The sequence below is a fragment of the Pseudoalteromonas sp. NH0006-46 genome, assembly GCF_057547735.1.
Genome location: NZ_BAAJML010000001.1, coordinates 124,343 through 138,855 on the forward strand (window position 1 = coordinate 124,343; position 14,513 = coordinate 138,855).

General features: G+C 40.4%; 6 protein-coding genes and 1 tRNA gene. All 7 read right to left on the reverse strand.

The genetic code is table 11. The annotated features are described in order from the left end of the window. Nucleotides 1-276: 276 nt before the first annotated feature. The 7 genes from AC27I2_RS00515 to AC27I2_RS00545 all read right to left on the reverse strand — a co-directional run bounded on the left by AC27I2_RS00515 (nucleotide 277) and on the right by AC27I2_RS00545 (nucleotide 14,511). Nucleotides 277-1,938, reverse strand: coding sequence for an HD domain-containing phosphohydrolase (locus AC27I2_RS00515; RefSeq protein WP_487203209.1), 1,662 nt, complete (start codon nucleotides 1,936-1,938; stop codon nucleotides 277-279). Then, entirely contained in the window at nucleotides 1,910-4,135 is a 2,226-nt protein-coding gene (locus AC27I2_RS00520; RefSeq protein ID WP_487203210.1) for a CHASE2 domain-containing protein, read from the reverse strand. Before AC27I2_RS00520 ends, AC27I2_RS00515 begins: the two co-directional genes overlap by 29 nt. 14 nt (nucleotides 4,136-4,149) lie before the next feature. Next, nucleotides 4,150-4,983: an MBL fold metallo-hydrolase gene (locus tag AC27I2_RS00525; RefSeq protein WP_487203211.1), complete on the reverse strand. Its 834-nt coding sequence runs from the start codon at nucleotides 4,981-4,983 to the stop codon at nucleotides 4,150-4,152. Next, complete coding sequence (locus AC27I2_RS00530) at nucleotides 4,984-11,703, reverse strand: tandem-95 repeat protein (protein ID WP_487203212.1); 6,720 nt, start codon at nucleotides 11,701-11,703, stop codon at nucleotides 4,984-4,986. Between the two features lie 40 nt (nucleotides 11,704-11,743). Continuing rightward, nucleotides 11,744-12,856, reverse strand: a complete 1,113-nt coding sequence (locus tag AC27I2_RS00535) for a FecR family protein (protein WP_487203213.1) — start codon at nucleotides 12,854-12,856, stop codon at nucleotides 11,744-11,746. Nucleotides 12,857-12,868: 12 nt separating this feature from the next. After that, a complete protein-coding gene (locus AC27I2_RS00540; protein ID WP_219423575.1) occupies nucleotides 12,869-14,194 on the reverse strand; it encodes a porin family protein in 1,326 nt (441 codons plus the stop codon). Between the two features lie 241 nt (nucleotides 14,195-14,435). Then, nucleotides 14,436-14,511, reverse strand: a tRNA-His gene (locus tag AC27I2_RS00545). Nucleotides 14,512-14,513: the final 2 nt, after the last annotated feature.

Genomic DNA, 14,513 nt, shown 5'->3' on the forward strand with positions numbered 1-14,513 from the left:
AAGTCGCGATATAACACTCATGTTCATGGCGTGCGTTAACGTTTTTTTATTACAAAAATATGGCGAAACTATGAACTTTTCTTTTTGCTATTGATACAGCAAGGACTAAGTGCTACCTTTGCCACATATTTTTTGTTAATAAAACAACACTAAAAACCAAATAAAAAGTAAAAGGATTTCTATAAGTAGAAATAACCCCGTGTGTAAATGCCACCGTCAGGTGGCATTTTTTTGTTTAGTATTACCCATTTAACAGTCGTTAATTTTAGTGGGGCATTAACGGATTGGTTTATATCCAGGTAAGTTATTCAGATCTATGTCATCAAGTTGTTCAGGGTTTGCATATTCACTAATGTAATTTTTGTACAGGCCTGATTCGATAAATACAGCAAAAATATCAGGATCTAGGTGGTTTTTCTCAACCATAGTACCGAGTATAAATAAGCATTCGCTCACTGGTTTTGCCTTTTTATAAGGTCTATCTACCGCTGAAAGTGCTTCAAATATATCGGTAATTGCCATTAATCGTGCGGGCACCGACATTTGCTCTTTAGTGAGACCTCTTGGGTAACCCGTTCCATCAAGTTTTTCGTGATGCCCCAATGCATACTCAGATACTTTACTTAAGTGTTTAGGGAACGGCAGGGCATCTAAAATATTTTTGGTTACATCCATATGACGCTTCATGACATCATGCTCGCCGGCGGTAAGCGTACCTCTTCGTATTGACAGGTTTTCAACTTCATCATCGTTAAGTAATGGTGTACTTATGTCATTAATCACTAAGTGGTAGTGTTTTGCAATACGTTCTATTTGGGCAAGTTCTTTATCACCTAAAAATTCTCCACCCACATTAATGCGCTGTAATAAGGCGCGATCAAGTGCAACTTGTTTAAGCTCGGTATCGAGTAGCCGTTCTAGTTGCTTCACCTCTACGGGCTTGTTATTTTTCATTGCTGAGATGATTTGTTCTTGATAAGCAATTTTTAGATCTCGGCTAATAATTTCAAACTTAGCGTCTATGTAGTTAATACGATCAAAAATAGTTTCTAATTTAGTCGCTTTTTCCATGATGTGATCGGGGGTGGCGATTTTTCCACAGTCATGTAACCAGCCTGCGATGTCGAGTTGGTGTCGGTCTGAGTCACTCATAGAAAATGACGCTAATGGACCTTTACTCATTTCATTTACTGCATCGGCCAGCATTAGCGTTAAAGCTGGTACACGCTTACAGTGCCCACCGGTATGAGGAGACTTTTCGTCTATGGCCATTGCAATGGTTTCAGCAAAAGTAGAAAACAACTCTTCCATCTCTTTAATCAGCGATGAGTTAGTTAATGCAATAGCCCCTAATGAAGCAAACGAGCGTATTAGCGTCACTAACTCTTCGCTAAACGGAATGATATTATTTTTTTCATCTTTCACGTTTATTAACTGAATAACCCCTAAAATATCATCTTGGTGATCTTTTAAAGGAATAGTCAGCATTGATTGCGTACGGTAACCCGTGCGGGCGTCCATTTCACGCGCGGCGCTCATGTCAAAAGGCAGTGCTGCGTAAACATCAGGAATATTAATTACTTTTCCTGAGTTAACGGCATGGGCAACTATTGCTCTTTGGTTTGGTTTACCATCGATATACAAATTAATATTAGGAAAGCTAACAAAACGATCTGAACCACCACCTAAGTATAAGTTAAGTGACTTGTTGATCACGGTTTCGAACTTAAGCTGATCTTCTTCTGTAATCGAATAAATACTGCCGGCATCTGAATTAGCGATAGACATCACAACTTGTAAAATTTCGTCCAACAGCAGTTGTGGCTCTTTTTCGGTAGTAAGACGAATACTAATATCGATAAAGTGCTGAAGGTTTGTTCTGTCTTTAATGTGCTGTGGCATATTTTTGCTACTTTTTTGTATGTATGAAGGCACCATTCCAATCCTTAGCGAGTGTTTGTATATCTGTACTTTGTATTCGTTCAATATAAATACGGTAAACGTCTGCGTTTAATACAGCGTTACTTTCTAATTGCTTAAATAAGCTAAGCGCACTTTCCCATTCTTTATTATGAAAAAGCGTGATGGCTTTTAGCGAGTTATCTATTTCGTTCAGCTGTATTTTGCTTAGTTTATTCGTATAATTTATGGGTTCATATAGTGCAATTGAAGTTGTTTTCCCCACCACCTGCACTTTATCAATGAGCCTAAAAGAGATCCCCGAGCATGCCTGCATTGTATCTTCGGTAACCAGAATAGCGACACCATAAAACTTGGTCAAGCTTTCGACTCTTGCCCCTAAGTTAACTGCATCCCCTAATACGGTATACGCTTTACGGTACATTGACCCCATGTCACCCACATTCATATCACCAGAGCTTAAGCCAACCCCAATACTAATTGCTGGAAGGTTTTGCTTTGCAAACTGTGAGTTAATTTCCGCTAGGCCATCAGTCATTGCCAGAGCCGCTTCTACCCCATGTTGGGCGTGGTCTTTATCTATTAATGGGGCATTCCAAAATGCCATCACCATATCGCCAACGTATTTGTCTATTGTGCCAGTGTTATCGAATATTATTTTGGTAATAGCGCTTAGGTATTGATTTAAATATTCACTTAATTGGTGAGCCGACATGCTTTCAGAGAGTGACGTAAAACCTCTTATATCGGCAAATAAAACAGTCATGTTTCTGCGTTCGCTATTTTGAACTAAATTACCGCCTTGTTCTATAAGCTGATTTATACGCTCGGGTGGCACGTATTGGTCAAACATCGTTTTTATTTTTTTGCTGTGTTTCATTTCAGCAATAGAGCCAATAATAATGTAATAGCTGGCTAAAAGAGTGGTGAGTAATAAGGTCATAAATAAAGGAAGGCTGACTTTTTGTGCCGACCACAAATAAAAATTTATAGCGACATTAACGCTTGCAACAATAATTGAGAGTGCCAAAATAAAGCGTGCGGTTTTACCAATGCTAAAAAACGACAGGGCAAGGCCAGTAATAATAATAATGACCAAACTGGCGCCAAGTGACCAACTCGGTTTTGAAGGAAGTAGCTGTGGGTTCATTAGTCCTTCAAATATATTGGCATGCACTTCAACTCCCGGGTATTGCAAGCCTACTGGTGTAGCGCGTAAGTCAGCCAACCCTACTGCGGAGGTGCCAATAAACGCGACGCTGCCTTCTAGCTCTTTTAAACCAACTTTCTGGGTTAGCACATCGGTTGCTGAGTAATACGCAAAGCTGCGAGCGCCGCCTTTATAAGGAATAAGGATTTGTCCGTATTCATCGGTTTGAATCCATTTATTGTGAAACTTAATGCCTTCAAACAGGGTGATGCCATTTGATGTATTTGAACGTGTTTCTATTGTGTTGGCTAATGTATATAAACGGGCGGCTTCAAGCGCTAAAGAAGGGTAAAGGGTATTACCTACACGGTTAACCAATGCTGCTTTTCTTATAAAGCCATCTTCATCACTATGTGCATTAATAAAACCATGGCCAGCAGCAACATTTTGTAATTTAGCAATATTTATAATAGCGCCAGGGTAGTCATTAATTTGCGAGTTTGTGTGTTCATCTTCTTGCCAAATTACGCTGCTTTTAGCTGGCGCATTATGATCACTTAATTCATCGTTAATTAATAAAAACCCCAATGTAATATCATTTTTTGCCAGCGCTTTAGCTAATTTTGTATCGGCGTCTACTTGTTGTTTTATTGTCGAAAGCGGGGTCGCATATTTTGCCGAAAAGCCAGGAAGTTCATCCATGATTTTAGTGACCGGGTTTACTTCGGGCTCCGAAAAAAATATATCGAAGGCAATAACAATGACACCAGCGTCAGTCAATTTAATGACAAGATCAGCCACTTTTGAACGGCTCCAAGGGAAACGCCCTTGTTCTTGCATGCTTTTTTCATCAATGTCGATAATAACTACAGATTCATTTACTTTTCTTGGTGTGTCTGCGAGGGTTAGCTGTAAGCGTGAATCGTAAATAATCCCCTCAACTCGGTTGAGAAGTTTAGCTACCGCACCTGTTGAAAAAAATTCGATAGATGCTACGAATAATGTGATCAATACACCAATATAAAAATGCTTTGATGTTATTTTTTTTAATAGGCTAATGTTCAAAGCTCCTAGGGCATTTAAAATTCAAAAACGCGCCCCTCTCGACCACATTCAATACACACATCGTTGCCGTAGCTGGTTTGTAAGTAGCTTTCTATTTCGCTTAATTGCTCATCGGTTCTTGCAGGATCATGACTGATTATCACCATGTTTTTAACTTTTGCGTTTATTGCAAGCTGTGCAACTTGGTCAATAGTGCTATGGCCCCAACCATGTTTTAATGGTAAGTCAGCATCAATAAGCTGAGCGTCATGTATTAGTAGGTCTGCTCCTTCAATAAATGCAGTCCACTCGCTAATACTTGTGGTAGTTTGCAAAGGTGGGTTAAGTTCGTTATCGGTTACATATGCTACCTTAGCGCCATCAGCAAATAAGCAATAAGCAGTTCCGCCACCAGGATGATTTAGCGGGGCGGTAGATACAGAAAAACCATTAAGGTTAAATTGCGTTTGTGCCGTAAGCTCTGTATTGAGCGTAATATTTGAAGGTAAATCTTGATGGCGTACAGGAAAATAAGAGCCACTCATTTGTTCTAAGATAGCGCGTTGAGTGTTTTTATCGTCAACATTACCTGTAACAATAGTTATATCGCGATGTGGTTGATATATCGGCTTAAAAAAAGGAAAGCCCTGAATATGATCCCAATGATTATGAGTGAGTAAAATACAGATTGGGCTTTGTTGTTCGAGTAATCTCTCTCCAAGTTTTGCTATACCGGTACCCGAATCTAATATCAGCGCATTGCCATTATTTTGTGTTACATAGGTGCAAGATGTGTTGCCACCAAATCGATGTGTATCGCTACCAGGTGTTGGCATTGAGCCCCTAACCCCAAATAATTCGACTTTCATTTATGGCTCAACTCCATCGGGATAAAAATCAAATTTAGATACACTCACATCATTAGAATTACCATTATCGCAAGTGCTACTTACAACCACCTGAGTATCGCTTTGTAAAATAACGGAGCTAAATGTGAGTGAGTTTGTACATAGGTTAGCTTGATAATAACCAACGCCACCAGTCCCAAATACACTATCAAGTTCACCATTTACAGTTATACGTGCAATGACGCCTTGGTTGTTACCAACGCCTACTAATACAAGTTTATTAGTGGTATCAAGCTTGGCATCTCTAATTAAAGTATTGCCGGTTGCAGCTAAACTGTATTGGCCAACGCCATTTTCAGCGAAGCTTGTATCTAGCGTACCTGAAGAAAGCAAGCGAATAACATTCGCTTTATCAGGTGTACCAACTAGGTTTGCCACTAAATAGATAGCGCCTGATGAGTCGGTCAGTATGCCGGCTACTTTATTATTAATATTAGGCGTATCGGTGCCTGTGTATCTAAATAACTCATTGCCGGTTAAGTTAAGTTTGAGCGCAACTAATGCTGAATCAGCACCTGTTACTAATTTACCAGCAATAAAAATTTCATTGTTATTAATGTGAATTTTAGAAAAGTACTCATCGTTTAGCCCTAATAAAACGCCTTCAGTGCCATAGCTTGTAGCAAGTATTCCTTGCGCTGTGAGCATCATTGTAAATGACTGTGTGTTCCCAGATTGCGTTGCAGTACCAACTGCAACAATATTGTTGCTATTGGTTATTGCTAAATCTGATAATGTAAGTGCTTCGGTATTTTCAATATTAGTTACATAAATGCCGTCGCTGGCAAATGCTGTATCAAGAGAGCCGTTTTGGTCTACTTTGGCTACAAAGCCTTGCGAGCCATTGGTAGTTTTTTTAGTACCAGCAAGTAATAAGTTGCCATTGTTTAATTCAGCTAACGCAACGTGTTGTGAGTTTAACTCAATGGCAATTTCTTTATGGCCCGTTTCACTAAAGCCTGTGTCAATTGCTCCTGTGCTGGTAAAACGTGTTAATACCAATTTTATTACACCGTTAGTTTCGGCTGTTGAGGCAAGCATATATTTACCTGCTTGAGCGCCATTACTAAGTTGTATCAGTTTTATTGATTGATCGTTTGATGCTTCGGTTATTTCATCAAGTGTTAAATAACCTGTGCTATTGAAATTAGTAAATAATGCGGCCTGATCGGTTAAAGCTCCAATAAATGGTTTAGCGTTGGTGTCGTCATTAATGCCAGCTACCCACAAGGTATCGTTAGAGTCGATAGATGCTGTATTTATAACTTGCTTAGCATCTAAATCAGCCAGAATGTTAATTCCAGATTCACCGTAATTATCATCAAGTGCACCTGTTGAGCTTATTACACGTGCTGTGAATATTTGCTCTGAAATAGGTACGCCTGTTGTGCCCGAGAGCATTATTTCATTTTTAATCGGTTCGTACTGAATACCAGTTATTTGAGCGCCGCCATTACCCGCACCGCTGTTGCCATCAATGTTATAAATTGCAATTCCGTCGGTATCAAAACTAGTTACTAGCTCGCCATTTTTATCAATGGCTAACACAACCGCATCTTTTTCGCCTGAGTTTCTTGTTAAATAACCACCTGCAAAAGCAGTAAAATTAGAATCAGCTAAACCACCAATGGCAAATAACTCATCGTCTTTGTTGTTACCTGGCTGGCCTAAGTCGCTTGATAAGTTAATGATAAGCGGATCGCCCCCATTAAAACTACCGTCGTTATCTCCATTTGCTTTTAAATAACGTATTAGCGAGTTTTTAGTGCCATCAGCATCGGTAACGCTACCCACAACTAAATAGTCTGAGTTTTCAAAGTTTTTAACTGCGTAGCCTTCATCATCACGATTAGCGCCACTTACATCAACAATTGCGGGGGTAGAGTTTTCAAATGACAAGTCGTCGGTTTTATAATGTACCCACAGGCTATCGGTTTGAGTACCATCAAAGTGTTTGCCTACAGCAAGTAATTTATTACCGTCAATTTCAAGGTCATTAATAAAGGTGGTACTGTTTAGCGTTGTACATTGTATGCCGGTACTACTTTCATCGTCATCATCTGAGCCGGTTCTTAATGTCCCTGAAAGATCCATTTTAAGTACACACGCTTCATTATTACTGCCATCAAAACTAGAATAGGCAATAAATAAATCGGTGCCATCGGAAATAATGGCGGTGGCTTCTTCATCTTGCTCTAAATCAAGTGTTTTGGTGCCTGTGCTATTAAACGCGGTATTTGCATCGCCGTTATTTGTGTACGAAACAACAAGAATGTCTTTATCAGCATTATTGGTAAAGCCCACAAAATATAGGTTGTTATTAAGCGCTAAGCTGTCGTTAAATTGCCCGCTTGAAAATACACTACCTAAATCGAGCGGCCCTGAAACAGGGCGACCAAATGATGCATCTTCAACAGGGATTAGCGGCTCGGTAACATCAAGGATATTAACCGTGATATTAACTGTTGTGGTTTCATTAGGAGTGCCGTTATCTGTTACTTGAATATTTAATATATATTGAGTTTTTGTTTCATAGTCAAAAGGGGTTTCGCCATTCACGCTTAAAATGCCAGATGATGCATTTAAGTTAAATAAAGCAAAATCACCGCCGGCTAGTGCATAGGTTAAATCTTGATTTTCAATATCAGTGGCAGCAATGGTTCCAATTGTGTCGGAATCAGTTGCATCTTCATTAATACTAAAGCTTTGTTCAGCTACCGCTGGTGCATCGTTTACTGGGTTGACGGTAATCGCTAATGTGCTGCTAGCCGTGCCAGCATTGTTATCACTTGTAGTGTAAGTCACTGTTGCTACACCATTTGCATTAGCCGCTGGCGTGTACTGAATTTGGTTATTAACAATAGTTGCTGTGCCTATATCTGCACTCGCAGTATTTATTACTAAGCTGTCGCCATCCACGTCTGAATCGTTTGCCAGTACATCAATAGTAATAGGCGCAGCGTCTTCATCCATGGTTGCAGTATCGGCGGTAGCAACGGGGGCGTCGTTTATTGGGTTAATGGTAATCGCTAATGTGCTGCTAGCCGTGCCACCATTATTATCACTTGTAGTGTAAGTCACTGTTGCAACGCCATTTGCATTGGCAGCAGGTGTGTACTGAATTTGGTTATTTACAATAGTTGCCGTGCCTATATCGGCAGTGACGTTACTGATCACTAAGCTGTCGCCATCCACGTCTGAATCGTTAGCCAGTACATCAGTAGTAATGGGTGCAGCATCTTCATCCATGGTTGCAGTATCGGCGGTAGCAACGGGCGCATCGTTGATTGGGTTGATAGTAATCGCTAATGTACTGCTAGCCGTTCCACCGTTGTTATCACTTGTAGTGTAAGTTACCGTTGCAACACCATTTGCATTGGCAGCAGGCGTGTACTGAATTTGGTTGTTTACAATAGTTGCCGTGCCTATATCAGCACTAGCAGTGTTTATTACTAAGCTGTCGCCATCCACGTCTGAATCATTCGCCAGTACATCAATGGTAATGGATGCAGCGTCCTCATCCATGGTTGCAGTATCGGCGGTAGCAGCGGGGGCGTCGTTTATCGGGGCAACTGTAATGGCTAATGTGCTGCTAGCCGTGCCACCATTATTATCACTTGCAGTGTAAGTCACTGTTGCCACGCCGTTTGCATTAGCAGCAGGCGTGTACTGAATTTGGTTGTTTATAATAGTTGCCGTGCCTACATCGGCAGTGACATTACTGATCACTAAGCTGTCGCCATCCACGTCTGAATCGTTTGCCAGTACATCAATGGAAATAGGCGCTGCATCTTCATCCATGGTTGCAGTATCCGCAGTGGCAACGGGGGCATCGTTGATTGGGGCAACTGTAATGGCTAATGTACTGCTAGCCGTTCCACCATTGTTATCACTTGTAGTGTAAGTCACTGTTGCCACGCCGCTTGCATTAGCCGCTGGCGTGTACTGAACTTGGTTGTTTACAATAGTTGCCGTGCCTATATCAGCACTTGCAGTATTTATTACTAAGCTATCACCATCCACGTCTGAATCGTTTGCCAGTACATCAGTAGTAATGGGTGCAGCGTCCTCATCCATGGTTGCAGTATCAGCAGTCGCAACTGGCGCATCGTTGATTGGTAAAATAGTAATACTTAGTGTTGAAGTCGCACTTGCATTTTGCGCATCTGTTATTGAATAAGTTACCGTTGCTGCACCGTTTGCATTGGCAGCAGGCGTGTATTGAATTTGATTATCAACAATTAGTGCTGTGCCACTATTGGCAGAGACTTCGCTTAATATTAAGCTGTCGCCATCAATATCTGAATCATTAGCTAAAACGTTTACTAATAGTGTAAGTGCATCTTCATTAATTGTAATGAGGTCAGTATTTGCAACTGGCGTGTCATTTACAGGCGTTACAGTAATTGTAACGCTGGCAGAACTGTCTTTTTCACCAGGCGATCCATTTTCATACCCATCAGTAATACTGTAGGTAAGAACAGTTTGGCCAGAAAAGTTGGCAGGCGGGGTATATTCAATTTGCCCATTAACAATGCTTGCTGAGCCAAGTGTGCTATTTACATTAAATAGTGTAATGGTATCGCCGTCAGCATCGGTGTCATTTGCTAATACATTAAACAGTTTTGCGCTGCTATCTTCGGCTATGGTGAACTGATCATCGCTTGCCTCAGGGAAGGTGTTATTTCCACTTTCACTCAGGATTACTTGAGCGGTTGCGGTAAGGCCTTGCTCGTTTGAAATTGAATAAGAAAAGCTATCAACACCAGAAAAATCACTATTAGGTTGATAAGTAAATGAACCATCACTATTCAAAGTGAGCGTGCCGTTTTGAGGAGCAATAACAGGGGAAGTGTTTACATTAAGTTCGCCAGTTTCTATATTGAAGTCGTTAGCGAGTACGCCACTTTCTGCTGATACCGAAAACAAACTATTTCGGGCAAACTGATAAGCATCGTTTTGTGCAACCGGGTTATCAGGCTGGCTATTTACAATGATAGTGACAGTCGCTGTTGTACTCGCACCTAAAGAGTCAATGGCTGCGTATTGAAACTGATCTACCCCATTAAAGTTAGCATCAGGTATGTAACTAAAGCTGCCATCAATGCTAAGCAAAAGTTGCCCGTGAGTAGGGGCAACCATAAAGGTGTCGTCTACCGTAAATGTGTCACCGTTAGGATCAATATCATTACTAAGTACCCCATTTTCAGCAGAGACAACAAGCGTATTATCTTCGTTAACGGTATAACTATCGTTATCAGCAACGGGGGCCGAGTTGGTATTAGTGCTTACAATAAATACACTTGCTGTAGCTTCACCGCCTTGGTTATCAATAACTTTGTATTGAAAGCTATCTTCACCTTGCATGTTTTGCTCGCCTTGGTATTCAAAGCTACCGTCAGCAAATAATGTTAACTGTCCGCGCAGTGGCTCACTAACAGGCGTTACATCAACCGTTAGTACATCTAAATCAACATCGCTATCGTTACCCAACAAACCGGGAGCTGAAACAGTTAACGTACCATCACTTGAAATATTATAGGTATTGTTTAGGGCAGTAGGCGCATCATTAATTGGGTTGATAGTTATTGCCACAACCGCGGTGTCGGTTCTGCCTAGCTCGTTAATAATTTGATAGCTAAATGCATCTTCACCATTAAAGTTAAGCGCAGGCTGATAAGTAAAATCACCCGATTCGGTCATAGTTACTGAGCCATGCGAAGGGGCTACTAATACTTGTGTGTTGGCAAGGAGCTGTCCGCTATACGGATTCGTATCGTTTGTTAGTACATTACCTTGAAGGGTAGTATCTTCATCAATTTCAAATATATCGTTGTTAGCTGTTGGGGCAAAAGCAAGTTCTCCGCCTACGGGAGCAATGTTTATTAAGTTAGAAAACCCACTTTCACCACTGCCATCTACACCTGTTATAAGAGCTTGGTAGCTTTTGTTTGTAATCGTATTTGGTATTGTAAAAAAAGGGTTCGAAATGCTTAAAAATTGTTGGCCATTTTCAAGTTCATCAACATTAGAAGGCGACACTCCCGGTTGGGTGGCAATGTACACGTTATAACGGTTTAGCTCAGTGTTCGCTTGCCAAGTAAGGTTAATATTTTGCGCTTCACGTTGTGCTGTTATTTCCTCAATTTGATGAGGTTGCCAACTAAACGTAATTGCATCAGCAAGTACTTGGTTTTGGAGTGTATCTGTAATCCATATTTCTAAACGTAAATCTCCGGCACTTACACCATACATAGATGGGCTAAGGCCAATAACAGAACGCTCGTATTCAATACCACAATTAGATGAACAAATAGGTAGGCTTTTATTAACACTTGGCAATACTAAGTTTATTTCGCTAATGCCGTCGGGATCGCGGGCGTTAAGTAAAAATGAAACATTACCCTGTACTGTTTCTGTTTGAGTAAAGCCAATAGTAGCTTGCGAGTTTGCTATAGCTGAGCCTACAGCGCCGCGACTCGCGGTATTTTCACCTAAAATCTGTATTTGTGTTGTTTTATTACTGGCTAAAACGCCCGCTAAATTTACATAACTTGCAACTGCTGGTGGGTTAACTGAAGATGTAGGCGCTTGCGCTTGAGGTTGTTGCTCATCTGAGCCTCCACAAGCACTTAATGCAAACATCATTGAACCAAGCAAAAGGTGTTTTTTTGCGGTCATTATTTAATACTCCAAAATAAAAGCGGTCTATCCAATGTGTTTACGGTTCTAATATAAAAGAGCCGCTCGCGTTTACATCTGGATTATTAATTTCACTCAACTGAAAGTTACCAATAATGGTATCTAGGTCATTCAAAAACACCGCGTCTATGTCACCTTGTGCTTTATTGTTTCCGTATGAGGCAAACGTAATAGCTAAATCTAGTTTACTCAGATTTATTAAGCCACTGTAGGCCGCATACCAAGTACCGCCGGCATCATTAAAGCTAATTTCGCCATCGGGCACTGTCCCATTGTCAAAATCAACGGCCATAGTCATAGAAAAGTCGGTGACGCCTCCTGCACTTGAAGCCACGCTAAAATCAGAAGCGTTGTAGTTAAAAATACCTTGGCGCTGAGCTATTTGGTCAACCAAAGATGCATTATCTACAGCCTGAAATTGCTGCTCAGAGTATGCATCTGCTGTGCTATCATCTTCTAAAATAGCGTTGTTTGTTGAGGCTGTTTGAGTTTGCTCTGTTTCTTCACTTTCACTATTAGGCTCAATAGTTGCAACGGTTTGATCAAATACAGCTGCGGCACGCGTTGTTGTAAAAACATCACCAGTCCCTGTTATTTGTGCAAACGAAAATGCTTCATTATCGCCCAGCGACAGCACATTATTATTTGTAAGTGTTAGGTCGATAGCCCCATCCCACACAGCTATATACACATCACTACCCACTAACTGCACTTCAAAGTGCGTGCCACGAATACCAATTGACCCTACAGGGGTTTTAACGTCATAAGCACCGCCATTTTTTTTAATAACGCCAGATATAGAACGCAGGCCGCCTTTAAGTAACTCGATAGATGCCGACCCTTGTTGTGTGTTTTTATCAAACTGGTAATTGGCTATATTAAGTTCTGAATTTTCTTTTAAAGAAATTAAACCGCCATCTAACATTGAAAACTGCGCTTTACTTTGGTTGCCAGTCGTAATTCGGTCTATACCAAAAACAGTATCACGACGCTGCAATTGACGTTGCTGGTCTGCCTCATTTGTTGCTAATACAGAGCCTCGGGCCAAAATTGTTTTACCCGCTGGCTCACTTGCTTGCGCATAAAAATTTACACAAAGTAAGGCGGTAATGATAGGAAGTATGTGTTTCATAAATACCTTAAATTAAAATGAGTAAGAGGCGCTTAAATTAATGTCTAAACGGTCGTATTCGAACAAAGCAATATTGCTGCTTTTATCCTGATAGTTAGTGGTTAGTTGCAACGCAAAATCACGATTTACTAAGTAGCGAACAGTAGCCGAGAGCATAAGTAGGTTATCGGCACGCTTTTGCAAAAATAAAGGATGATCTTCCTGATAATTAATCCATTGGTAACCAGCAAGTGAAAGTAATTGCCAATTTTTGGCTAATTGAGTGTTGGCTTGGTAGTACACACTGGTGCTTTGGCGACTATTAAACTCTCCCTGAGTTAAGTCAGCATCTTCATTTTTAACATTGACACTAAAGCGGTTAAACCAATGCTGTGTTGAATAACTTACTCCAGTATTAATCGCATAAAATGTATTATCGAGCTTGTCGTCAAATCGGTTGTTTAACTCCCCCCCACTGAGCGCTGCAAAAAGGCTAATACTGTCAGATAACTCAAAATCAGCACCCAAGGTAATAGCCGACTCTGTTCTATAAAGCTCCGAATCAAGCATCAAAGGCGTTGTTGAAACCTGAACGTGCCAATTAATACTTCCAATATCATAATTATATGCAGCACTTAAATGAGCATTAACGCGGTCATACTGACTCAGTTCAGCGAATTTATACCACCCAGCGTTAGCGTTTATAACAACAGCGCTTTGTTGATCAATAGGGTAGGAATATTTACCTGAGTAATTAAGCTTAGCGTAACTATCATCTGTGCTTTTACTTTCAGGAGATAACAAAAATTCACCAATTTCAGGAATTATAATTGTATTTTCTGTGGTGCCTGCATTAACGTTGCCATCAACGCCCAACGCAAACTCAATATTTTGAGAGTAAAAATCACCGGCTCGTTTACTGTGTAAATTTGATCTATCTAACAATGCCTGTGCAGAGGTTTTTATGGTGTTTGGCGCTCTTGAAGAGTTGATAAGCATTAATGCTTGCTTTTGTGCAGCAGGAAAGTTTTTTACCGCCATATAAGCGCGAGCTAAAAACAAGCGTGCTTCATACCACTTTGGGTTACTTTCAATAGTGCGCTCAAAAGCAAAAATAGCCTCAGCAGTATGATTTAACTTTAAAGCCGAAACGCCCAACAAAAAATCATAAGTGGGTTCGCCTATATACTGGTTTTGTTCTTGGCTTAGCTGGTAGGCTTGGCGATATTTTTTTTCAGAGACTAACTTTTGTACATCGATCAAAAACTGGCTGTAGCTATTACTATTTTGCGCAATAGAACTAAAACTAAGAGCGGTTAAACAGCTATAAAGGAAAAGTTTTAAAATCGGTTTAGTCATGCTTAATTATATATCTTGAAAAGTGTAGATATATTTTACAGTAAAAATAGATTTTGAACAGAAAATAAGCGTTTTATAATAAAAATACACAATGAATTCAATGATATTTAGCTATAAACATAAATAGTAATTAATGGGGAGTAATACAAGGCTCGCAGTACAGGGAGAATATAGTTGGACTAAAAAAGAATTGTATTTAATGATTGAGTATATATTTTACAGAAAGATAAGAAGAGAAAAATGGGGCGATTGACGGGGCTTGAACCCGCGACAACCGGAATCACAATCCGGGGCTCTACCAACTGAGCTACAACCGCCA